Source organism: Burkholderia sp. WSM2232 (assembly GCF_000472545.1).
Taxonomy (GTDB): Bacteria; Pseudomonadota; Gammaproteobacteria; order Burkholderiales; family Burkholderiaceae; genus Paraburkholderia.
Window position 1 is genome coordinate 150527 of record NZ_KI421432.1, and the last position, 22763, is coordinate 173289.

Annotated in this window: 24 protein-coding genes; 9 read left to right on the forward strand and 15 right to left on the reverse strand. The window is 64.1% G+C overall.

What is annotated here, in order from left to right; all coding sequences use genetic code 11:
* Positions 1 to 77: 77 nt before the first annotated feature.
* From F757_RS0130485 to F757_RS0130500, 4 genes are read right to left on the reverse strand one after another with little or no spacing between them, the layout of a single operon-like run.
* A complete protein-coding gene (locus tag F757_RS0130485) occupies positions 78 to 1421 on the reverse strand; it encodes an ATP-binding protein (protein ID WP_027214640.1) in 1344 nt (447 codons plus the stop codon).
* On the reverse strand, positions 1418 to 2158 hold the full coding sequence (locus tag F757_RS0130490) for a response regulator (RefSeq protein ID WP_027214641.1): 741 nt from the start codon (positions 2156 to 2158) through the stop codon (positions 1418 to 1420). The genes F757_RS0130485 and F757_RS0130490 overlap by 4 nt, the downstream gene beginning before the upstream one ends.
* A gap of 7 nt (positions 2159 to 2165) precedes the next feature.
* Complete coding sequence (locus F757_RS36900) at positions 2166 to 2288, reverse strand: hypothetical protein (RefSeq protein ID WP_269661507.1); 123 nt, start codon at positions 2286 to 2288, stop codon at positions 2166 to 2168.
* Complete coding sequence (locus F757_RS0130500; RefSeq protein WP_027214642.1) at positions 2285 to 2668, reverse strand: GFA family protein; 384 nt, start codon at positions 2666 to 2668, stop codon at positions 2285 to 2287. Before F757_RS0130500 ends, F757_RS36900 begins: the two co-directional genes overlap by 4 nt.
* A 364-nt stretch (positions 2669 to 3032) precedes the next feature.
* Here F757_RS0130500 and F757_RS0130505 point away from each other — a divergent pair, with 364 nt between their 5' ends.
* A complete protein-coding gene (locus F757_RS0130505; protein WP_027214643.1) occupies positions 3033 to 3443 on the forward strand; it encodes an organic hydroperoxide resistance protein in 411 nt (136 codons plus the stop codon).
* A gap of 75 nt (positions 3444 to 3518) precedes the next feature.
* Here F757_RS0130505 and F757_RS0130510 read toward each other — a convergent pair whose 3' ends face one another.
* From F757_RS0130510 to F757_RS0130520, 3 genes are all read right to left on the reverse strand, one after another.
* Positions 3519 to 3854: a DUF190 domain-containing protein gene (locus F757_RS0130510; protein ID WP_027214644.1), complete on the reverse strand. Its 336-nt coding sequence runs from the start codon at positions 3852 to 3854 to the stop codon at positions 3519 to 3521.
* A gap of 59 nt (positions 3855 to 3913) precedes the next feature.
* A complete protein-coding gene (locus F757_RS0130515) occupies positions 3914 to 4798 on the reverse strand; it encodes a protein-L-isoaspartate(D-aspartate) O-methyltransferase (protein ID WP_027214645.1) in 885 nt (294 codons plus the stop codon).
* 192 nt (positions 4799 to 4990) lie between these two features.
* On the reverse strand, positions 4991 to 5437 hold the full coding sequence (locus tag F757_RS0130520) for an SRPBCC family protein (protein WP_027214646.1): 447 nt from the start codon (positions 5435 to 5437) through the stop codon (positions 4991 to 4993).
* A gap of 214 nt (positions 5438 to 5651) precedes the next feature.
* Between F757_RS0130520 and F757_RS0130525 the strand changes: the two genes are divergently transcribed.
* Positions 5652 to 6524 (forward strand): endonuclease/exonuclease/phosphatase family protein, encoded by an 873-nt coding sequence (locus F757_RS0130525; RefSeq protein WP_027214647.1) that lies wholly within the window; start codon positions 5652 to 5654, stop codon positions 6522 to 6524.
* Between the two features lie 56 nt (positions 6525 to 6580).
* Here F757_RS0130525 and F757_RS0130530 read toward each other — a convergent pair whose 3' ends face one another.
* Positions 6581 to 6889 (reverse strand): hypothetical protein, encoded by a 309-nt coding sequence (locus F757_RS0130530; RefSeq protein ID WP_025596677.1) that lies wholly within the window; start codon positions 6887 to 6889, stop codon positions 6581 to 6583.
* Between the two features lie 423 nt (positions 6890 to 7312).
* On the opposite strand from F757_RS0130530, the gene F757_RS0130535 reads away from it, so the two are divergent.
* Positions 7313 to 8674 carry a PQQ-dependent sugar dehydrogenase gene (locus F757_RS0130535; RefSeq protein ID WP_027214648.1) on the forward strand — a complete coding sequence of 454 codons (1362 nt, stop codon included), beginning with the start codon at positions 7313 to 7315 and terminating at the stop codon, positions 8672 to 8674.
* Between the two features lie 214 nt (positions 8675 to 8888).
* Here the strand turns inward: F757_RS0130535 and F757_RS0130540 are convergent, their stop codons facing one another.
* On the reverse strand, positions 8889 to 9905 hold the full coding sequence (locus tag F757_RS0130540) for an alcohol dehydrogenase (RefSeq protein WP_027214649.1): 1017 nt from the start codon (positions 9903 to 9905) through the stop codon (positions 8889 to 8891).
* A gap of 446 nt (positions 9906 to 10351) precedes the next feature.
* Complete coding sequence (locus tag F757_RS0130545; RefSeq protein ID WP_027214650.1) at positions 10352 to 11116, reverse strand: SDR family NAD(P)-dependent oxidoreductase; 765 nt, start codon at positions 11114 to 11116, stop codon at positions 10352 to 10354.
* A 141-nt stretch (positions 11117 to 11257) separates the two neighbouring features.
* Here F757_RS0130545 and F757_RS0130550 point away from each other — a divergent pair, with 141 nt between their 5' ends.
* From F757_RS0130550 to F757_RS0130565, 4 genes are all read left to right on the forward strand, one after another.
* Positions 11258 to 12175 carry a LysR family transcriptional regulator gene (locus F757_RS0130550; RefSeq protein WP_027214651.1) on the forward strand — a complete coding sequence of 306 codons (918 nt, stop codon included), beginning with the start codon at positions 11258 to 11260 and terminating at the stop codon, positions 12173 to 12175.
* Positions 12176 to 12314: 139 nt separating this feature from the next.
* Positions 12315 to 12812, forward strand: coding sequence for a DUF305 domain-containing protein (locus F757_RS0130555; protein ID WP_027214652.1), 498 nt, complete (start codon positions 12315 to 12317; stop codon positions 12810 to 12812).
* Positions 12809 to 14287: a YncE family protein gene (locus F757_RS0130560; protein ID WP_027214653.1), complete on the forward strand. Its 1479-nt coding sequence runs from the start codon at positions 12809 to 12811 to the stop codon at positions 14285 to 14287. Before F757_RS0130555 ends, F757_RS0130560 begins: the two co-directional genes overlap by 4 nt.
* Before the next feature lie 146 nt (positions 14288 to 14433).
* Positions 14434 to 15060 carry a LysE family translocator gene (locus F757_RS0130565; protein ID WP_027214654.1) on the forward strand — a complete coding sequence of 209 codons (627 nt, stop codon included), beginning with the start codon at positions 14434 to 14436 and terminating at the stop codon, positions 15058 to 15060.
* An 18-nt stretch (positions 15061 to 15078) separates the two neighbouring features.
* Here F757_RS0130565 and F757_RS0130570 read toward each other — a convergent pair whose 3' ends face one another.
* Positions 15079 to 16494, reverse strand: coding sequence for an aminotransferase-like domain-containing protein (locus F757_RS0130570; protein WP_027214655.1), 1416 nt, complete (start codon positions 16492 to 16494; stop codon positions 15079 to 15081).
* Positions 16495 to 16714: 220 nt separating this feature from the next.
* Between F757_RS0130570 and F757_RS0130575 the strand changes: the two genes are divergently transcribed.
* Complete coding sequence (locus F757_RS0130575; RefSeq protein ID WP_027214656.1) at positions 16715 to 18043, forward strand: aspartate aminotransferase family protein; 1329 nt, start codon at positions 16715 to 16717, stop codon at positions 18041 to 18043.
* Between the two features lie 142 nt (positions 18044 to 18185).
* Here the strand turns inward: F757_RS0130575 and F757_RS0130580 are convergent, their stop codons facing one another.
* On the reverse strand, positions 18186 to 18713 hold the full coding sequence (locus tag F757_RS0130580; RefSeq protein ID WP_027214657.1) for a DUF6496 domain-containing protein: 528 nt from the start codon (positions 18711 to 18713) through the stop codon (positions 18186 to 18188).
* Between the two features lie 151 nt (positions 18714 to 18864).
* Here F757_RS0130580 and F757_RS0130585 point away from each other — a divergent pair, with 151 nt between their 5' ends.
* Complete coding sequence (locus tag F757_RS0130585; protein ID WP_027214658.1) at positions 18865 to 19116, forward strand: hypothetical protein; 252 nt, start codon at positions 18865 to 18867, stop codon at positions 19114 to 19116.
* Positions 19117 to 19720: 604 nt separating this feature from the next.
* Here the strand turns inward: F757_RS0130585 and F757_RS34430 are convergent.
* From F757_RS34430 to F757_RS0130600, 3 genes are read right to left on the reverse strand one after another with little or no spacing between them, the layout of a single operon-like run.
* The gene (locus F757_RS34430; RefSeq protein WP_035467725.1) at positions 19721 to 21130 is read right to left on the reverse strand and encodes a hypothetical protein; all 1410 of its coding nucleotides are present in this window, start codon (positions 21128 to 21130) and stop codon (positions 19721 to 19723) included.
* Between the two features lie 11 nt (positions 21131 to 21141).
* Positions 21142 to 21432, reverse strand: coding sequence for a PAAR domain-containing protein (locus tag F757_RS35560; protein ID WP_084531090.1), 291 nt, complete (start codon positions 21430 to 21432; stop codon positions 21142 to 21144).
* Position 21433: 1 nt separating this feature from the next.
* The gene (locus F757_RS0130600) at positions 21434 to 22744 is read right to left on the reverse strand and encodes a hypothetical protein (RefSeq protein WP_232221486.1); all 1311 of its coding nucleotides are present in this window, start codon (positions 22742 to 22744) and stop codon (positions 21434 to 21436) included.
* Positions 22745 to 22763: the final 19 nt, after the last annotated feature.

The window sequence follows — 22763 nt, forward strand, 5'->3', positions numbered from 1 at the left end:
TCGACGATGCTAGCAATGCGCGCGCTCGCGGCCAAACGATCAATCGTGATATGCAATGCAGCGAATCCAGGTTCGCTCTACTCGACCGTGGCCGCCGGCACCTGCATCAGATTGCGCAGCGTCAGTCTTGCCTCCAGCCCGCCGCCGGCCCGGTTGCGCAGTTCGAGCGTTGCATCCATCGCCAGCGCGAGTTGACGCGCGATCGCAAGGCCAAGACCTGTGCCGCCCGTTTGACGGTTGCGCGAACCTTCGAGCCTGTAGAACGGCTGGAACACATTTTCAAGCGAATCAGCAGGAATGCCGGGGCCGCGGTCGAGCACCGAGATGGTGGCCTGCTGGTCTGCGGACATGGCAATCTGTATCTGCGCCGCGCCGCCGAACTTCAACGCGTTATCCACCAGATTGCCGACGATGCGCCGCAGCGCCTGCGGGCGTGTCATCACCGGCGTGCCGAAGCGGCCTTCCAGCGAGACGTCCTGATCCGCATCCACGTAATCGCACACGAGACTGTCGAACAGCGCATCCGGATCGATGCGGCGCGGCATTTCGGTCGCGCCGTGCAAGGTGCGCGCGTAGGTAACGCCTTCTTTTACGAGCGCCTCCATTTCCTGCAAGTCCTGACGCAGTTTCGCGCTTTCCGGTTCGCCGTCCATCATGTCGACACGCAGACGCATGCGCGTGATCGGCGTTTGCAGATCGTGCGAAATGGCCGCCAGAATCTGCATGCGCTCGGTCACATACATCGCAATACGTTCCTGCATCGCATTGAATGCGCGCGCCGCGCGCGCGACTTCCGAAGGCCCGCTTTCGCTGAGCCGCCCGGCCTTGAGGTCGGGGCCGAGCGCATCCGCAGCAACCGCCAGTTGATGCAGCGGGCGCGTGGCCGTGCGCACCGCGAACCAGCAGCAGCCGAGCAGCACGGCGAGTTGCAGCAGCAGCACGAGCGGCAGCCATTGCGAGAGCGGCGCGCCGGACATCGGACGCATGTCGATGGTAAGCGGCGTGCCGTCACGCAGTTTCAGGTGGACCTGCAGGCGTTCACGGTCGCCGGGCACCGCATTGACTGTGAGCGGGTAGCTGGTGCCGATGCCTTCGGCAATGGAACGCGCGACGCGCGCCGACAGGTTCGCATCCACGGGGCCGCCGCTCACGCCCGGACCCAGCACGAACTCGTAGCTGCGCCGCGCGAGCCGCGGCAGCCACTGAGCGCGTTCGTTCGCCGGCAGGTGATCGAGCAGCGCCACCGAGCTCGCGACCTCGCGCTCGATGTAGCCCATCATCACGTTCGTCATGGTCTGGTCGCGTTCGGTCATGGTGAGCCAGAACGACAACGCCTGCGCCGACGCGAGCCCGACAAACAGAATCACGGTCAAACGCGCGAACAGCGTGCGCGGCCAGTGCAGCGACGCAAGCAGCTTCATTGCTGATCCTCGATTACCTGCACGGCGGCCGAAAACACATAGCCCTCGCTGCGCAGCGTCTTGATGTAACGCGGTTCGCGCGCGACGTCGCGCAAACGCTGACGCAGGCGGCTCACCATCAGGTCGATCGAGCGGTCGAACGGATCTGACTGACGGCCTTGCGTCAGGTTGAGCAGTTGATCGCGCGTCAACACGCGCTGCGGATGGTCGAGAAACACGCGCAGCAAGCGGTATTCGGCGCCGCTGAGCGCCACCATGGTGCCTTCCGGATCGAGCAGATGGCGCGCCGTGGTGTCGAGCCGCCAGTCGCCGAAGCCGAGCATCTGCGCGCTTTCCGTCACCTGCATGCCGGGCGGCAGCATGCGCGCGCGGCGCAGCACGGCGCGGATGCGCGCGAGCAGTTCGCGCACCGCAAAGGGTTTCGGCAGGTAGTCGTCGGCGCCCATTTCCAGGCCGAGAATGCGGTCGGCCTCTTCGTTGCGGGCGGTCAGCATCAGCACGGGCACCGTGCGGAACTTGCCGGCGCGCAGTTCGCGGCACAGCACCAGCCCGTCTTCGCCGGGCATCATCAGATCGAGCACGATCAGGTCCGGCGTGCCCTGGTCCAGCGCGGCGCGCATTTGCCGCCCGTTGGCCGCGAGCGAAACGCGCATGCCGTTCTTTTCCAGGTAGCCGGCGATCAGTTCGCGAATGCCGCGATCGTCGTCGACGATCAGTACGTGGTCGATCGTGTCCATCAATGGATCATCTCTTTTGACGTTTCACCTGCACCCGGCTCGCGTACAGCATCGAACACTGCACCGGATGCGCCCATTCCGCCGCGACGCCTCCCGCGACGAACGCGATGATTGCCAGCAGCCGTTTCATGCGTCCTCCACGACGGAAAGACTGGCGCCGTCGGAAAGACCGGCATCCAGCGTATACGGATCGATCCCTTCCAGGCAACCGATATTGACGCGCCACAGCGCGGCGTCCTTGCGGGTCTGATGAAACGGATAGATACCGCAGTGCTTGCAGAAAAAATGCCGCGCGACGCGTGTGTTGAACTGATAGAGCGTGAGCGCATCCTCGCCCTGCGTGATGGTCAACTGGTCGCGGGCAAACGGTGGGCTCATCAGCGCGCCCTTGCGGCGGCACAGGCTGCAATTGCAGCGCGCCGCGGGAGTAACCGGCGTCTTCACTTCGAATCTGACGGCTTTGCAGTGGCAACTGCCCTTGAGCGTCTCAGTGTGCGCTTCGGCCTGCATGTTGGTCTCCTGTGACTGGCAATGCCTGCTTTATAGCGCGCGGCCGAGCGGGATTTATGTCGCAATGTATCCGAACCTGCATCTGACACAAAACATTGCACCGGGCGCGTCGCTGCACGGGTTCGCTGTGTGGCGGCACACGTGTGCACTCCAGCGCGACGCGTTGGCCGATTCATCGCCGGCTGCGCCGATTTGTATCGCTCTGTATATGGGGCCTCGCGCGATACACAGCATTGCAATACCCGGCTTCGCTGACACAAGCCAGATACCCGCCGCGGTTCTAATCTCGTCAACGACGGATTCGGGGCAGCGCCTCGGGCTGATCCGGACGGATTGCTTCTGCTTCCCACTTATGGAGAACGACATGTCAGACAAAGTGCTGTACACCGGCAAGACCCACACCACCGGCGGACGCGACGGCGCCGCGCGCAGCTCCGACGCGAGGCTCGACGTCAAGCTCGGCTCGCCCGGCGCATCCGCGACCGGCACGAACCCGGAGCAGATGCTCGCCGCGGGATGGTCCGCGTGCTTCATCGGCGCAATGGGTATTGCCGCGAAGAACCTGGAAGTCTCGCTGCCGGCGGACACGGCTGTAGACGCCGAGATCGATCTGGCCATGAACGATAGCGGCTATTTCCTGCGTGCACGGCTCAACGTCAGCCTGCCTGGCATCGCGCGCGACACGGCGCAGAAACTGACGGAGATGGCGCACCAGACGTGCCCGTATTCGAAGGCTACGCGCGGCAATATCGACGTGACGATCACGGTGGTCTGAAGCCGGCCGCTGCCAAGCCGCTGCATCCGGCGGCTTGATAGCGCGCCGTGGCTCACCGCTGCCGGTGAGTCCGCGCTATCGCGCCGTGCTCGCGTCGGGGTCGCCGATTACGCCGAATTCCACGGCCGTCTTCACGTAGAACAGATGCACGCCCTCGGCGCGCAGCCGCTCGAACAGCGTGCGGGCTTCTTCACTCGTCATCGCCATGACGACCGACAACGGCTGATCCGCCAGTTCGAAAAAATGCGCGGAATGGACACGGTGGTGGTGGCCGATGCCTTCGCTAGCCGGTATCACAGTCGCGCCGCGCAGGCCGAGTTCGCCGGCCAGATTGACGAGCCAGTCGGCGAGCAGCTTGCCGCGATGGCGGCGATCGTGCTGGGTGAAGAAGGTGATCTGGTAGCCATTCATGTTGATCCTCCTTTGCGCCAAGCCCTGTTGTGGCCGGGTAGCGCGCCTCGCCACCCGGCTCAGGCGAGTGCCAGCAGGCAATGACGGCTGGCCGCCTCGGCCGCGCTCATCGGGCACGGACCTCCGCGTTCAGCGCCGCCAACGCCGGCGCTTCCGCCGCCGCTGCCCTTACCGCCTGCATTGCCTGCATTGCCGGCACTGCCTGCGTCGCCTGCACTGCCGACGCTGCCTGCACTGCCTGCGCTGCAACCACCACCGCCGCCGCCATTGCCACTGCTGCGGCGCGCCGCACCGGACGCGGGCCACGCGTCCGCACCGACGAGCGGCACGAAGCTCACTTCGCCGAGCGAGCTGCTTTGATAATCGTCTTCGCCGCAGCGAACGAGTTTGATAAGCCGCTGATAATGGCGGTCCCGGCCCACCGGCATCACGATGCGGCCGCCCACGGCGAGCTGTCTGCGCCAGATCTCGGGAATATGCGGGCCGCCCGCCGCCGCGATGATCGCGTCATAAGGCGCGTGCTCCGCCAGACCCGCGGTGCCGTCGCCGAGATAGACGGTCACGTTGCGAATCTCCAGTCGCGCGAGAATCTCGCGCGCCTTGGCGACGAGCTCCTCGTGCCGCTCGATCGAATGGACATGTGCGGCAAGCGCGGCAGCCACAGCGGCCGCGTAGCCGGAGCCGGTGCCGACATCGAGCACCACGTCGGCGGGAGAAAGGTCCGCGGCCTCGATCATCGTCGCAACAATGGCGGGCTGCGAGATGGTCTGCTCGTTGCCGATGGGCAGCGGCCTGTCTTCGTAGGCGAGATCGCGCAGGTAATCGGGCACGAAGGCCTCGCGGGGCACCCGGCGCATCGCGGCCAGCACTCTCGAATCGCCAATGCCGCGGCGGACAATCTGCCGCTCCACCATGCGCTCGCGGGCCTCGTTGAAATCGGTCATCGCCACCTCCGTCTTGCAGACGGCGCCCGCGTGCCGCGTCGCAGCAGAAACGCCGGACAGCTGACATCGACATGATGGCCGGCGAACGCGGGAGCTTCGTTCAGTCTACGCCCAGAACGGGCAGTGCAAAACGGGGGCGGCTCAGTAGACGCTCAGGCGCGGCGCGGCAGCCGAAGCTGCCCGCTCTGCGGCTCAGTCGGGAATCTCGGGTTCGACCAGCTTGGCAAGCTGCATCAGCGATTCCTGCCAGCCGAGGTAGCACATCTCCACGGGAATCACTTCGGGCACGCCTTCCTGAAGAATCGACACCTCGGTGCCGCACAACACCTTGCGAAATGTGATCGTCGCGGACATTTCGCCGGGCAGGTTCGGATCGTCGAAGCGGTCGGTGTAGCGGATTTTCTCGGACGGCACGAGTTCGACGTACTCCCCGCCGAACGAGTGGCTGCTGCCGCTGCTGAAGTTGCGAAACGACATCTTGTAGGTGCCACCCACGCGGCCCTCGAAGTGGTGAACCTGGCAGGTAAAACCATACGGAGGCAGCCATTTCGCGAGCGCGTCCGGTTCGAGGAACGCGCGATAAACACGCTCGGCAGGGGCGCGCAGAACGCGGTGGAGTTTGATGGTTCCGGTAGTCATGGTAAGCCGCCTTTCGGTTGAGAAGTGGGACACACTGCTACGACGATGCGACGGGAGCGAAATCGACACCCCGCACAAAAGAATTTGTCAGACGCCGCCGCGACCGGCGCTCGTGCAGTGCCGGTGCTCCCGCCGTTTGCGGCCGGCGCGGACGCTTTGGCGTGAGCCGCGTCCCGGCGATAGACTACCAGGACAGCTCTTGCAGGAGGGTCTCATGCGGCTCGTCGACTGGAACATTCAGTGGGGACGCGGCGTGGACGGTCGCGTCGATCTCGCCCGCATCGTGCGCGAGGCGCGCGCGCTGTGCGATTTCGACATCATGTGCATGCAGGAAGTGACGCGCGGCTTTCATGAGTCGCCGTCGGCGGGAGGGCTCGCGGGCGGTCCGGGCGCCGACCAGTTCGCCGAACTTGCCGCCCTGCTGCCCGGCATGACCGTGATCGACGCGCCCGGCTCGGACCTTCCGCCCATCGGCACAGGTACCCGGCGGCGTCAGTTCGGGAACGCTATCGTCACGCGCCTGCCGGTCAGGCAGGTTCTGCGCCACTCGCTGCCCTGGCCCGCCGATCCGGCCAAGCCGTCGATGCTGCGCGTCGCGCTCGAAGCCGTGATCGACACCGACGTTGGACCGTTGCGCGTCATCAGCACGCATCTGGAGTTTTATTCGGAAACGCAGCGGCTCGCGCAGGTCGAGCGGCTGCGCGAACTGCACCGCGAGGCCTGCGATCACGCGCGACGCCCGGCACGGGCGGAAAAGCAGGACAGCCCGTTTGCCGACACGGGGCGTCCAATGAGCGCAATTGTCTGCGGCGACTTCAACAGCGCGTTCGGAGGCGCAGCCTATCGCAAGATGCTCGAACCGATTGCCGACGCACCCGCGTTCGCCGACGCCTGGACGCGCGCGCACGGCGACAGCGCGCGCGAGCCGACCGTCGGCTTATACGACAAGGAGCAGTGGCCCGACGGGCCGTTTGCGTGCGACTTCATTTTCGTGACCGAAGACCTGGCGCCGCGCGTGGCTACGTGTGAGGTGGACCCACACAGCCGGTCGTCCGACCATCAGCCGATGTGGCTCGAGCTGCGGTAAGCGGCGGCCACGTACGACGAAAGCCGGCCCGGCACGACGAAAGCCGCCCCGGCGCGCTAAATGCGTGGCAGGTCGTCAATGCATTTTTCGATGTGGCCGTCGGGGACGTCGGTGTCGATTCCGTCGTGCCCGTTGGTGTGGGAAACGGCCACGATCTTCGGCCCGAGAAAGCGCGTGCCGCCGAGCGTGAAAAGGGACCAGACGGCGTCGCCGCGGCGAATCGCGGCCACCACCTGGGCAACTTCGACAATGGAAGTCGGCGACAACCAGTTGCGCGTGGCCGGGTCCACAGCCGCCCAGCGCACATGCGTGATCCGGTCGTTCGAAGGGTTGATGCGCACAGCGTCGATACCGAACGTAGCCATGATATTTCCCCCAGCACCCTGGCACTGACTGACCATCCTAGCATGATCGTCCAAGGCGTCGAGCGCGGCAAGCGCTGCCCTGTCGGGGCTTTCGCGGGGCAATAAAAAAGCCGACACCGGACAAACCGGTGTCGGCCAAGTACTGATTCAAACACACATGGTAGGGATCAGCTACCAGGTAGCCGGGATTACGGCAGCGTCGGCGCAATCTTTAATTTTTCGCGGTGAGCCGGGTGGCTGGTGCATGACGGCGTGCTTGCCTCGCTGCCGGGCCCCGCCCTTGCGGTGTGGCGTGCGCCGCCAGGGTTTTGTCCCCACGCTCTGACGCTCGCGCTGGCAGCGCCTCGTTCGCGATGCCAATATCAGATCATCACGCCGGTGCGTGAGCTGTCTCGTACTTCACTTAGTGAGCGGGAGGATAAAGTGCCGCGCTCTATCGCCAGGTGGTTGATCCCGAGTCATCTGATCGCCGCGCTCGCGGCGTTGCTGATGTTGCCCTTCCTGAGCCTCACGGTGGGTGTGCGCGTGACGCATGCCGCTGCGCCCGTGCAGGCCGTCACTTGCGAAGCTGTCTCCACGACGCGGCCGCAGCCCGTGCTTCCAAAAGGGTTCACCGAGCAGATCCTGTACAAAGGCTGCCTCAATCAGCCCACCGCCATCAGTTTCAATTCGGATAAAACGCGGGTTTTCGTCGCAGAGAAAGGCGGGCGCGTGTGGAATTGCGAGGTGGCCTCGCCCACCTGTACGTTATTTGCTGACCTGAGCAGCGAGGTCTGCAACCAGGACGATCGCGGGCTTCTCGGGCTTGCCGTCGACCCGTTGAACGATGCGAAGGTCTACGTTCTCTACACGACGCCTCGCGCCGCCGGAGCATGCAGCGGATATTTTCCGACCGCCGGGCAGCTCTCCCTGGTCACGGCTGCCGGCGAAACGAAAATCCTGCCCGCAGCCGGCGCAACCAGCCAGACGTGGTGCTTTTACTCGCAGTCTCATAGTATTGGCGCCCTCGTGTTCGGCAGCGACAACAAGACGCTCTTCGTGAGCGCGGGCGACGGCTCCAACTTCCAGCAAGTGGACTACGGCCAGCTGGACAACGCTTGCGGAGACGGCACCAACCTGCCGCAAGGGTCGTTTCGCAGCCAGGGCGTCTCGCCATACAGCGACGGCGTCATTCTGCGTATCACGAACCCCGGCACGGGCACGCAAAGCGTCGCGACGATCGCCAACGGCTTGCGCAACCCGTTCCGCTTTGCCCGCGCGCCTGGCTCGACGGACGACCTGTATATCGGCAACGTGGGCTGGAACACGTGGGAATCCATTGACCACGCGAGCATTGCCGGCCAGAACTTCGGCTGGCCGTGCTACGAAGGCCCGAACACGCAGCCCGACTATCAGGCCACGAACTATTGCGGCAGCGTTGGCGGCGTCACCGCGCCATTTTTCGCTTACGGCCACCAGAGCTACGTTTCGGACGAGGACAGAAAGGGCAAGACCTGCGGTGGCCGGCCCTCGGGCGGCGGGCCGGATCAGAACGGCAGCGTGATCTCGGCAATCGGCTTTACCGACGGCACGAGCCGCACTTATCCCGCGCCGTATGACAAGGCCTTGTATTTCGGCGACATTCTGCGCAAATGCATCTGGACGATGCAGCCTCCCGATAACACGCCGCGAACCTTTGCCAAGGCTTTGGAGGGCGGACCGGTAGACTTGAAGACCGGTCCGGCAGGCGATCTTTTTTACGTTGACCTGATTACCAGCACGGTCAGGCGCATCAGTCACAAGTAGGCGCGGCGGGCGGGTTGGCCGCGCGTCGCGAGTTGTGGCGTGACGTGAAGTGCTGCAGCGACCTGGGCCGCTGACGCGAACCGGTCATATGGATGCGGCCGGCGAGGTGCGGCCGGCGAGGTGTGGCCGGCCAGGTGTGGCCAGCCCGGCGCTGCAGCGATGCGGCTCACTTCATGTGACCGCATCGAGCTTGCACAGCCGTTGCCTGGCTTCGTCAGCCCATCTTCAGCACCACGCGGAAACGGGCGTCGCCGCTCATCATCCGTTCATAGGCTTCGGCCGCGCGCTCGAGCGGAAATTCTTCGATCATCGGCTTGACGCCGGACAGCGCGCTGAACGCGAGCGTGTCCTGCGAATCCGCTGACGTCCCCGACGGCCAGCCCTGAATCGAACTGCGCCCCATGATGAATTGCGCGATCGGTACCTCGACGGGCTCTTCCGAAATGCCGACCATGATCAGCTTGCCGTTCAGGCCCAAGCCGCCGACCGCCGCGCTCATGGCCTTGCCGCTCGTCACCGTAGCGAGAATGACGCGCGCGCCGCCGAGCTTCTGCAGTTCCTCGGCAACGTTTTGTGCGCGGCTGTCGATGTAGTGGTGAGCGCCCAACTCCTTCGCGAGCGACGCTTTGTCCTGCCCGCGCGCGATCGCAACGGTCCGGAAGCCCATTTTCCGCGCGAACTGCACGCCGAGATGCCCAAGCCCGCCCACCCCGAGGATGGCGACGACATCGCCCGCGCGCGCGCCGCTATTGCGCAGTGCGTTATAGGTGGTGATGCCCGCGCACAGCAGCGGCGCGGCATCGGTGTCCGACAGGTCGTCGGGAATGCTGGCCAACGCCTCGACCGGCGCGACGACGAACTCCGCATAACCGCCGTCGTAGCTGATGCCCGGTATTTGCGCTCTCTCGCAGAGCACGAAGTCGCCCTGACGGCACCGCGCGCAGCGCCCGCAATGACCGCCGTGCCAGCCGACGCCCACGCGCTGCCCCACTGACCATCCCTCGATGCCTGCGCCGAGCGCGTCGATCACGCCGGCAATTTCGTGTCCCGGAACTCGCGGAAATTGCAGACCGGGCCAGTGGCCTTCCTTGGTCAGCGAATCGCTATGACAGATTCCGCACGCCTGCACCTTGATCCGGACCTGGCCGTCGCCCGGCTGCGGGATATCCCGCTCGACCACCGTTAACGGCCCGCCTGCTGCGTCAACCTGTACCGCTTTCATGCTGGACATGGATTTCACCTCGCTTCTCGTGGATGAGATAGGCGCTCGGGGACGGCAAGTGCCAGACAGCGCGCGGCGGCAGATCGACGCTCCGGGCTTTCCTCGCGCGACACGCGGACGATCCGCGCCGGCGCGACAGCGCGAACTCATTGACCATAGTGAAAAACGAGGTGAAATCCAACCTGCGCGTCGAGTGGCAAGACGCCTTATGTTCTGCGTTGTTGTCGGCTTCCAGAGGAAGCCGACGTCCGGACCACGCGACTCATCCGTCGCAGGCAAACCGTCAGCCCGCTGCGAGCGCCGCGAGAGAGCCGACTCCCTATGGTGGCGAGTCGGCGGGCTTCGTGATGACCTGCGGGGCAGTTCGATAGCGCCGTCATTCCCTTCCGGGAGATCGGGGCGTGAAGGGCGAGACTGGCCAGATGCGGAAAACTCCGCCCGCATCCCCGCCGCGCCTAGATCTGTTGCTGCCCGCCATCGACGAACAGTTCGGCGCCGTTCACGAAACTTGCATCGTCGGACGCGAGGAACAGCGCGGCGCTCGCTATTTCAGCCGCCTCGCCGAGACGGCCCATTGGGATCTGAGCGGCGAGGTAATCGGCGAGGCCTTGCTGCTGGGCCGCGTCCGGACCGGCGAGATCCAGCAAGCCGGGCGTACGCGTGGCGCCCGGGCTGATCGTGTTCACGCGGATGCGGCGCTCCTTCAGATCGAGAATCCAGCTGCGTGCGAAGGCCCGCACTGCCGCCTTGGAGGCCGAGTACACGCTGAATGCCGGCGTGCCCCCGCTGCCTGCCGTCGAACCGGTCAGGATCACCGATGCACCTTCCGCAAGCAGCGGCAGAGCCTTTTGCACGGTGAACAGCACGCCCTTGACGTTACGGTCGAATGTGTCGTCGAAGTGCTCCTCGGTAATGCTGCCAAGCGGCAGCATCGAGCCGCCGCCGGCATTCGCAAACAGCACGTCGAGGCGTCCGTGCTCTTCCTTGATCTGCGCATAGAGCGCATCGAGTTCGCCGAGCTTGGTTGAATCGACCCGTACGCCCGTCGCCTTGCCGCCGGCTTCGCGAATCGCCTTCACGGCCGAATCGAGCTCTGCCTGACGACGGCCCGTGAGGTAGACGTGCGCGCCTTCCGCGGCGAAGCGCTGCGCGCTGGCGAGGCCAATGCCGCTGGTCGCGCCGGTAACGAGTGCGATCTTGTTTTCCAGTTTGCGTGTCATGGTGCTGCTCCTTCGAATGAGTGGGTCGGTAACCGCGCCCAGTGTTATGTGCTGCCGTGTGAGAAGAATATCGACGCATCGGCGCATTCGAAATAGAATCAATTGCAATCCAACGTTGCAAAAATGAAAAGATGAGGAACGATGGCGAAGCTGCCTGATTTCGAAGGACTCGCGATGTTCGCCAAGGTGGCGGAGGAAGGATCATTCGCGGCTGCGGCGCGGGCGATGGGCGTGTCGGTGGCCACCGTCTCGCGCGGCGTGGCCCGTCTCGAGGACCGGTTGGGCGCGCGGCTTTTCAACCGCACATCGCGCCAGCTCTCGCTTACCGAGTTTGGCCGCACGATCTGCGAGAAGGCCGGCGAGATCTATCGGCAGGCCGAGGAGGCGGAAAGCGCCGCACGCGAAATGTCGGTGCAGCCGCGCGGCCTCGTGCGCCTCGCCGTGCCTATGTCGTTCGGGCTGCGCTGGGTCGCGCCGTTACTGCCCGCCTTCTTTCGGGCTTACCCGGAGGTGTCGATCGACCTGCATCTGTCCGACGCGTCGGTCGATCTGGTTGCCGAGGGTTTCGACGCCGCGCTGCGCATTGCGGCATTGCCGGATTCGTCGCTGATCGCGCGACGGTTGTGCGCGGTGACGCAGTACGTGGTCGCGTCACCGCAATACCTGGAGCGCGAGGGACGGCCCACGCATCCACGCGAGCTCGTCGACCGGCCATGCCTTTCGTACGCCTATCGTGCGCGCAGCGAGGTATGGCGCTTCACGAACGACGCGGGCGAAGAAGAACCAGTCGTGCCGACCGGACCGTTGCGCGTGACGAATTCCGATGCGCTGTTGCCCATGCTGCTCGATGGCCTCGCAATCGCCGAGCTGCCGGAGTTCATCGCCGGCGAATACCTGGCCGATGGCCGGCTGCAAACCATTCTCACCGACTGGTCGCTCACCAGGGGCGGCCTTTACTTCGTCACGCCGTCGGCGCGCGCGCGGCCCGCGAAGGTGCGCGTGCTGTCCGACTACTTCGCCGAACATCTGTCCGATCCGACGTGGCGATGGCCGAAGTAGCCACGGCGGCTGCACGTCGCCGCACGTCGCTCACTGCGCGCAACTGATCGCTGCGGCCCGGCTTTCGCATTTTCAGGTGGGGTGGAATAAAGCACCGGCTGCCGTGTTCACCCGTATAGAACATCACCAGGGAAGAGCGATGACTGTAGTTAATACTCCGAAGCATGTTATCCGACTCGCGCTCGTGGTTTGCCTGTCTTGCGCGATGGCGCCTGCCTCATTCGCAGCGAGCGCCGGCACGCACACTGAAGCCGGGCCGGAAGCGGCGTTCCTCGAAGAGAACGAAATAGCAATGACGAAGATGATGGACGGCATGGATGCCAAACCGTCAGGCGATGTCGATAAAGATTTCGTCGCGATGATGATGCCGCACCATCAAGGCGCGATCGATATGGCGCAAGCCGAACTCAGGCACGGAAAGAACGAGCAATTGCGCCGGATCGCGCAGGAAATCATCGTCGAGCAACAGCAGGAAATTGTCGCCATGCGCATTGCGTTGGGGCAGCCTTTGCCGCCGTCGGCCGCGGCGCCGGATCAGATTGGTCCGGGCAACGCATCAAGTCCGGCCGTGCAGCCGGCGCACCACAGCATGCACAGCATGTCCAGGTCGATGTCCAATCACGAGGATCAGCAATGAAGAAGAACATTTCCCGGTTTTGTGTCGCCGCGGGCCTCGCTGGCTTCGCGCTTGGCGGCTCTGCGTGGGCCGGTCAGGCACCCGGCGCGGCCAGCGCACCTGATATCGCTGTCAGCCATCACGACCGCGTTTATGCAGCCGAGCAGTTCTCCAATACCGTCTCTGTGACGGACCCCGCGGACAACCGGCTGCTTGGCGTGATCCGGCTGGGCGATCCTGCGCCGACGAATTTCAGCCCGCTGTATCGCGGTCAGGTGCTGGTTCACGGCATGGGGTTCTCGCCCGACCACAAGACAATCGCTGTCGTGTCCATCGGATCGAACTCGGTCTCGTTCATCGACACCGCGACGAATGCCGTAAAACACGTGACCTATGTCGGACGCTCACCGCACGAAGCCTTCTTCACGCCCGACGGCAAGGAAGTATGGGTCACCGTGCGCGGCGAGAACTACGTGTCCGTACTCGACGCAGTGACGTTCGAAGAAAAGACCCGCATCACGGTGCCCGCCGGCCCCGGCATGCAGATATTCTCGCCGGATGGCAAATATGGGTATGTGTGCTCGTCGTTCAATCCCGAAACCGACGTGATCTCGGTGGCGGATCACCAGATCGTGGCTAAGGTCAAACAGGATAGTCCTTTCTGTCCGAACATTGCGGCGAGCCCGGACGGCGACGAGGTGTGGTTCACCCTCAAGGACGTGGGCAGGACGCAGGTGTTCGAAGCTCGGCCGCCCTTCAGGCTTCTGAAGACGCTCGACACCGGTCCGATCACCAATCACGTGAACCTGGTGAAGAACAGCAATGGCACGTTCGCGTATGTGACCGTGGGCGGACTGAACGAGGTCAAGGTCTATCGCACCGGCACCTTCGAGCAGGTCGCGACCATTCCTGTCGGCAGTTTGCCGCATGGCATCTGGCCGTCCGGAGACGGTACACGGGTGTATGTCGGCCTTGAAAACGGCGACGCACTGGCCGCGATCGATACGTTGACCAACAAGGTCATCGCGCAGATTCCGATTGGCCAGGCGCCTCAAGCGGTGACCTACGTTCCGGGCGCGGTGCCCGAAGGCGACGGCACGCAGAATCTGCAGCCGCTCGGCGTGGCGGGCAACACGGTGCATCTGCATCTGACGGCTGCGGATGCCGGCACTTCGGCGCCGGCCAATCCGCCTACCAGCGTCGCGCTTTTCGATCAGGGCCTGCTGCAAGTGCTGCAGGCCTCCGTGACGGGGCTCAAACCTAAGCAGCCTTACGTGCTCGGACTGTCCGACAACCCAGCCGGCCACGGCGAGATCGAGGGACTCGCCACGTTCATGACGAATCCGGCAGGCTCGGCCATCGTGAATGCAATCGGGCAGATCCGGCAGGTGGTATCGGTCAACGGGCCGCAGCCGGCCAGCGGCCGCCGCTATCTGGTGATCGCACCGCAGGTGGACGGAAAGCCGGGTTCACCGGTTCAAGTGCAGGCGCTGTGATCGTGGCGAGGGGCCGCAAGGCCCCTTTTTCACATGGCAGGCTGACGCGGACTCTGTACCGGACATCATCCTCATAACCGTACAGGTACTGTACCGGCAACGCTGGCTAGAATGCATCAATCCCAGTACGAACACCGGAGTCCGCCATGTTCTCAATCACACTCAGCGCGCTGCCTGCGGGCATTCTGTTCGCGCTCGTCACCACCGTCACGCCAGGCCCGAACAACACCATGTTGCTGGCCTCGGGCGTCAACTTCGGCTTTCGCCGCACCTTGCCGCACATCTCGGGCATCAGCGCGGGCGTCGTGCTGTTGATGCTGTCGGTGGGAATCGGGCTCGGCGAGGCTTTCGTCCACTTCCCTGTGCTGTACACGGTACTTGAAGTGGCAAGCGTCGCTTACCTGCTCTATCTCGCATGGAAGATCGGCACGTCCGGGGAACTGAAGGTCAAGCAGGGCGAACGCCGGCCAATGAAGTTCTACGAAGCCATCGCGTTCCAGTGGGTGAACCCCAAGGCATGGATGATGGTGCTGACGGCCGCCACGACCATTCATCTGAGCGAGAGCTACAGCATGAACGCGGTTGCAATGGCCGTGCTGTTCTATGTGATCGGCTTTCCGTGCATCTGCCTGTGGGCCGGCTTCGGCACCGCGATGCGGCGCGTGTTGTCCGACGCGCGGCGTCTGCGGGCCTTCAACATCACGATGGCGTTACTGCTCGTGCTGTCGCTGTACCCGATCGCGCTGAAGCTGTTCAACACAGCCACTGCGTGAGCCGCGCAACCCGGGCGGCTAGATCGCCCCGCGCTGCACGCGTTCGATGAAGCGCCACAACGCGTCGTCGGTCGAATAGGGGGCGTTGAAGCGAAACCACGCGCTCGGCGCGTCGTCGGGGCGAAAGTATGAGCCGGGCGCGAGCCAGATGCCGTGCGTAAGCGCCGCCGTCGCGATGTCGCCGGCGCGCCCCGCGTCGATGGCGAGGCGCGCCCACAGAAAAAGTCCCGCGCGCGGCCGATGAAACACCTCGAGACCAAGCGAGTCGAGCCGCTCCTCGACCGTGGCATGCGCGAGCTTGAGCCGCTCGTTCACCGCTTCCACGTGACGCGCGTAGCGCCCCTCCAGGAGCACCTTGTCGACGATCCGCTCGATCGCCTCCGACGACGTCAGACCCACCGCCATTTTGGTGCGCGCCAGTTCGCGCAGCACCGCGCGTTCGGCCACGACATAGCCGCAGCGCAGTCCCGGCGTGACGGTCTTCGAAAAACCGCCTACGTACAGAACGCGCTGCAAGCCCTCCATTGCGGCGAACAGCGGCGCGCCCGACGGCGCGAGTTCGCGGCTCACGTCGTCCTCGATCACCCACATGCGCTGACGCTCGGCGATCTGCAGCAGACGGAAGGCCGCCGACATGCCGAAAGTCGCGCCGGTCGGATTCTGCAGCGTCGTGTTGACGAAAATGGCCTTGGGCTTGTGCTCGGCGACGAGCGCTTCGAGCACGTCGGTATCCACACCAGCGGGCGTGCGCGGCACGCCATGCACGACGAGCCCGGCGAGTTTGAGAATCTGCAGCAGATTGCAGTAGCCCGGATCTTCGACGATCACCGCGTCGCCCGCGCGCAGCAAAGTGCGCACGATCAGATCCAGCCCCTGCGTGGCGCCCTGAGTGAGCAACACGTTGGACACGTCGACCGGCAAGCCGTGCCGGTCGAGCTGCTCGGCAATCCGTTCGCGCAACGGCGCAAAACCGTACGGGTGGCCGTAATCGCCGAGCCGCGCGGCAGGGACGCGGCTCATGGCGCGCAGCGCATGCTGCAGGCCGGTTTCGTTGATCCACTCGTTCGGCAGCCAGCCGCCGCCAGCCTTGATCGGCACGGAATGATCGGCGAATACGTCGGACAGCAGCCACGTCGCGGTGAGGCTGGGCGGCTGCCAGTCGGTGACGGCGGCGCGCGGCGCGGGCGAGCGCGCCGCGACGCGATAGCCCGAGCCGCGCCGCGCGACTACCAGCCCCATCGACACCAGACGGTTGTACGCCTCGGTCACCGTGAAGGTGCTCAGTTCGTGGGTCTGCGCCAGTTGCCGCACCGACGGCAGCAGCGCGCCCGCGCGCAGCGACTGCGCCTCGATGGCCTGCGCGAAACCCTGCACGACCTGCTCGACCAGCGTCGGGGCGGCGCGCCGGTCGCGCTCGAGGTTCAATTCGATCATGATGAGCAATGGGGGAAGAAGTCGGCCGCGGCCGACGGCTCGACGTGAATGAGCTCGGCACAGTTGCCGCGAATTCACCAACACAGTTAGCGCGACACCGCGTCAACTGTTTATGCCGCCATTAAACCGCGAACGCTACAGTTTTGGCTATGCCCCGGCGGAATTCCCCGGGCAACGCCCAAAGCAAGTCCCGCTTGGGAAACCGCTTCGAGGAGAAACCATGACTTCGCGCCCTGTCATCGACGATCTGTCGTCTTTCTGGATGCCCTTTACCGCCAACCGCCAGTTCAAGGCCGCACCGCGCCTGCTCGAGTCGGCGAAAGGCATGTACTACCGCAGCACCGACGGCCGCGAAGTGCTCGACGGCTGCGCGGGCCTCTGGTGTGTGAACGCCGGCCACGGCCGCGACGAGATTGTCGCGGCGATCACGCAGCAGCTTTCCAAACTCGACTTTGCGCCGACGTTCCAGATGGGGCACCCGCTCGCGTTCGAAGCGGCCACCAAGGTGGCGGAGCTGATGCCCGAGGGACTCGACCGTATCTTCTTCACGAACTCGGGTTCGGAGTCCGTGGACACTGCGCTGAAAATCGCGCTCGCCTATCACCGCTCGCGCGGCGAAGCGCAGCGCACGCGCCTGATTGGCCGTGAACGCGGTTATCACGGCGTGGGCTTCGGCGGCATTTCGGTAGGCGGCATTGCGCCGAACCGCAAGACGTTTTCCGGTGCATTGCTGCCGGCGGTCGACCACTTGCCGCACACGCACAATCTCGAGCAGAACGCATTCTCCAAGGGCCAGCCGGCGTGGGGCGCGCATCTCGCGGACGAACTCGAGCGCATCGTCACGCTGCACGACGCATCGACAATTGCCGCGGTGATCGTGGAACCGGTCGCGGGCTCGACCGGCGTGCTGATTCCGCCGCAAGGCTATCTGCAGAAGCTGCGTGAAATCTGCACGAAGCACGGCATCCTGCTGATTTTCGACGAAGTGATCACGGGCTTTGGCCGCGTGGGCAAAGCCACGGCCAGCGAATATTTCGGCGTGACGCCCGACCTCATCACGATGGCCAAGGCGATCAACAACGCGTCGATTCCGATGGGCGCGGTCGCGGCCAGCCGCACGGTGCACGACACGATCGTCAACGCCGGCGCGCAAGGCGCGATCGAGCTGTTCCACGGCTATACGTATTCGGCGCATCCGGCCGCGGTCGCCGCCGCCATTGCCACGCTCGACCTGTATCGCAACGAAGGCCTGTTCGAGCGCGCGGCCACGCTCGCGCCCACGTTCGAAGCCGCCGCTCATTCGTTGCGCGGCGCGAAGCACGTGAAGGACATCCGCAATCTCGGGATGATCGCGGGCATCGAGCTTGAATCGCGCGACGGCGCGCCGGGCGCGCGCGCCTACGAGGCGTTCGTCAAATGCTTCGAGGCGGGCGTGCTGGTGCGCTTTACCGGCGACATTCTGGCGTTTTCGCCGCCGCTCATCATCAACGAAGAACAGATCGCGCACATCTTCAAGACGGTTGGCGACGTGCTGGCCACCGTGCAGTAAGGATAGGCAAGCCGCGCGGAGCGGCGCTCGTGCGGGCTGACTGCTTGCGGCGCGCTGGTGGCTGGTCGCGGTTTGCCGGTTGCGGCTTGCCCGTTGCCGGTCGCCGATTGCGGCGCCCTGCAACCGGCGACCGGCCGTCGGCTCAATGATGATGCGCGCGCGCAGCTCGCGTCTGCGCCGCCTTCTTGGCTGCGGCTGAGCGTCCGGCCGCGCCCTTGGTCGCCGCGGCCTTCTTTGCCGCCGCCGAGCGGCTCGCGGCCGGACGTTTGGCCGCCGCCGACTTCGCCTGCTTCGACATGGCCGAATGCGAAGCGCCGGCCTTGCTCTCGCGCTTCAATACATTGGTGCTGGTGCGCGAGCGCTTCGCCGTTGACTCCTTGCTCGCCGTCTTTTTCGCGGCGCCTTTCTTCTGTCCCGCGGCGCTGTCCTTCTCCGCTTTCTTGCGCGTGGCCTCGCTCGTTGCGCCCTTCTTCGGCGCCTTCAGATCGACGCCCGCACGACGCGCTTCGGACAATCCAATGGCGACGGCCTGCTTCGGCGAGCGGACCCCGTGCTTGCCGGCGCGCACCTTGTCCACCTGTTCCTTGACGAACTCTCCAGCTTGCGTGCTCGCCGATTTGCCGGCGCGTTTGTCGGCTTCGGCGCGCTTGAGGGTTTTTTTCTCGGGCATGACAGTTCTCCGATTGACTGTGGCCCATGCTGTGCAGCAATGCCTGTGCCGGAGTGCCGGGACCGCGTGCCAGGACTCGCGCCGTCCACGTGGACAGCGTATGGTGTAGTCAGGGACCGGCGCACCGGACCGGCCCGAACCGGAGACGTCCATGAAGATCCCCAACGTGCGCGCGGGTGCGCATATCGAAGGCGTTCACTGGATCGCCGAATACGCGGAAGACGTTCACGAGATTCGCATCTTCCGCGAAGGGCAGGAAATCGACGTCCACGACGCGCCTTCGTCGCTGTTCGGCGACGAGGAGAACGCGGGCTCGAAGAGCACCGCCGATCATCGCGCGGCCGAGGCTGCGGTGCTCGCTTATTTGAGGCGCTTTGTGGCGGAGCATGACGCGGAGGAGTAAGCGGGCCCGCGTGGGTTGAGGGTGCGGGTGCGGGGTGCGGTGCGGGACGTCGATCGGGCGATTGAGAGCAGCAGTTCGGTTTCAGCAGCTTCACACCATCGGCCATTCTTCGGTGCCCTTGTGCACGCGCTTGGAGTCCGGCATCGGCTGCAGTCGCCAGGGTGAACCATGTTCCCTGTACCACCGGTCGCACCGCTCCCGTCTGATCGACCTGTCCGTGCACAGGCCGTCTTCAATCGCTTCCATGTACATGACCATTGAGACATAGCGCCGCCAGCGGCGCAGTCTAAAGACACCGTCCCCACCGCAATATAGAGCCAGCAGAGCGCTGCCTCGGTAGCCGACAACGACCAGCCCGGGTTCTGCTCCCGCCAGTCCCACAGGGCGAGGGCCGTCACCGGGGCTGCAAGCGCAATGCACATAAGCAGCCACTTCGTTACGGGGCCTCATGTGAAGCCTGCGCCACCTTTCACGCGTCTCGAGGCGTGATTCGAATGGGGCGGAATAGAGTACGTGTTTCGGCATGTATCCTTCTGTTTTCAGCGAATGAAGCCCCGCAGAAGCCCGTCAATAATCGCCCTCACAAAAACCGCGAAAGCTCTCGCTACAGCAACCGTAACCAGCACTTCATTTGCCAGTGACGCAGAACGAGAAACCCGATCATTAGGGCCGCAAAGAGGTAAGAGGAAACGGTGAGCTTCAGGTCCCAGGGCGCAACCAGCAGGCAGACCATCCATGCCGCTCCACACAAGATAATCTCGGGCCCCAGGATGGGGTTGTACTCGTATTCCTTCTTCCATGGCACCCCCACGCGATCCGGTTCTTTCGCCACCACATTCAAGACGACACCCCGCTCATGCGGCAACGCGACGAGCTGTGCGCCCTGGCCGAAGTGGGCCATTCTTGCGGCCAGCGCCTGCAGCACCCATCGCGCCACCGGAGCCTGTGGACCGATAGCCGTCTCAAGCGCATGTTCTTCCACCTTCAGGCCCGACTCCCTCACCGCCCCCAAGGTGGCGTGTTGCGCCAGGCCCTTCAGACGGCTGAACCAGAAGTGATGGATACGTGTACGCTGCACCTGCTCCGAATCCAGCAGCAGTGTGAGCGCCTTCCCGGCCTGGTCGGCTTCCGCAACGATCTGCCGTAACAGCCAGGCCTGAACCTTCGGCTGCTGCCTTGTCGCCATCAGTGCGGGCAAGCCGAACAGCAGCGCGACGGCCGCCTCCGAAACGCCGGGCTTATCGCCCAGCTTTCCGTCATTCAGATGCCAAGCCAGCAGGAGACGGTGCTGCGGTCTCATGGTGATCCCATACCGGTAGTAGGTCGGGCGGTCGTGGTCCTTGAACCAGTCTTCCGCAAATCCGGGGGCCTGGTCGTTGCCGATCCATCTGACGTGCGGCGTGCCCGGCAACCCGGCCTGTTCCCAGACCGCCTGGAAGTCAAGCGATGCTTCAGCCCGGTCGCACTGGATCACGACTTCAAATGACTGGTCTTTCGCCACCAGCGCCAGTTGTGGCGCCAGCGGTGCCAGCATGGTTTCAATCAGCACACGTTCGCGCTGGACGGCATCGCTCCCCTCGATGCTGGCAAGACACATGACCCGCCCGGGATTGTCGGGCGGCTCACCTTCCAGCTTCAGCATGCGCTCTGCAAGGTCGGGCTCGGGTGTCAGAATCACGCTGTCCAGCACCGCCAGGCCCGCACGACTTTCCCTCCGCCAGGCAGTTATCAGAGACCAGCGCGCGGTGTTATCGTATGCCGCGATGCGATTAGGCTCGTCATACATATGCCAATACACAAGACCACTGAGCGCGACCCAGCAGAAAAAAGGCACCGCCAAAGCACCACGGATGATTCTGTCCCACGGCACGGGGCCAGCCTTCGGCAGGCCGGACAGGACGATCCAGAGTGCGACACCTTCCACGATCAGGTACAGCGCGACAAAGATCCAGACCGACGGCAGTTCCCTCGCCTCATATTCCGCAGGAAATCGCGGCTCCCAGTCAAAAGTCATTTAACCTCCGGTCACACTTCCACTGTCCATTCACGCTGCGACGCGCGCAGCCGTGGTGGCGGGCTGCACCTGCAGCGGCACAGATCGTCCTCCAGTGCGTGTTGCCTGCCGCCGAGGTCATCACCGGCCAGCCGCGCACCATCTGGCTCGATCACCCCAATGGACTTGCAGGCGGGACACTGAACGCGTGCGCCGAGGTAACTCATTTTCCGGTCATCGAGGCCGATATCGTCCACTCCGTCAAGCACGACGCCATTCGCCGTGGTCCGGTCATGCTGGAATATGCAGGCGCGTTCTCGCATGTCAGGCTCCCACCCATTCCCAGCTGGCCCGGCCGCCGGACTCTTTCAGGGTCGGCATGGTCTGTCCGCGCTGCACCGTGACGACGCCTGCGAAGTCGTACCGGTAGTCGTTCTCCCACCCCTGCCGCATGCGGGGCAGCCAGCGGCCACTGCGCGGGCACACCGATCCTGGCTCGCAGAATTGCCGCGTCTCATCAATGATGTCCAAGAAATACTGCTTCACAGGTGTAGGCGCGCTGGCCTCCCACAGCCACTGCACCGGGCCGTTGAGGCTCACGCCGTTGCCCCGCTCCATCAGCATTTTCACGGGTTCAGTCGTTGCAACGGCCCCTGCCTTGAACGGTACGAGCTGCAGGCTACGGTACGTGCTGTAGCCAGTGCGCACGGCGCGGTACAGGCCGTCCTCGGCAAATGTCTCACCGGGGTTGACCGGCCACCAGGACATGTCACGGCGATGCGTTGCCTCCCACTGCTCGCGCTCCTGCGGGGTCGAGGGGTAGTCACGGTCGAACGTTACGCGAGTTGGATTTTTGTAGTCCGAATGAAAATCAACATAGAGCAGACTGTTCTGGATTCCGGTCACTTCCATGCTCATGAAAGCACCCGCATACAAATCGTAGGTTCCAGCAGCAAATTTATCGATGTTGTCAGTCTTAATTCGCAGAACGACGGCGCTATGCGGTGCAAGATTCACCTCGCCATCAGGAAACTGCGCGGGATCGACTAGCGTCTGTCCAGCAAGATCAAGGCCGAACTTTGCATCCATGCCGCTCTGCGTATCACTCACGCCCAAGCTGTCCTTTCCCATCCCTGCGTCCCATTTATCTGGCGTCCTAAACTTGATTCGGTACTCACCATCGTTCGCGAACTTGACGGAGACGATAAAGCCATCCTCGGCACGATGAATTGAAGACAACGAAACATCGAACTTCACAAGTTTCCGGCCGTCCTGGACGCCCGCGTGTTTTAACTTGTTCATCAGATCGAATATCTTGGATACAACTGGCCGGCTGAAGTCCCTTATATAACTGCTCCGCATCTCTCCGCCGCACTTCACGCCGTAGAGATCAGGCAGCGTTACATCGCTTGAAGGGTCTTTCGGAGAACACAGCAGTTCAGCCATCTGCCGGGCTGCTTCCAGATTCTCACCGTCCAGCTTCAGCTCAAAGATTCCAACACCGCTGATATTCCTGCTTCCGTCTGAGTCGCCAATCTGCACCCGCAGCACATCACCGGAAACCGAGACTTCATTGTTCCCGTATGTGTTGATGCTGCCACCGGCAGCTCCATTCGTCGTGTAACTGAATTGCATCGTCCTGTTCTCCGGGTTC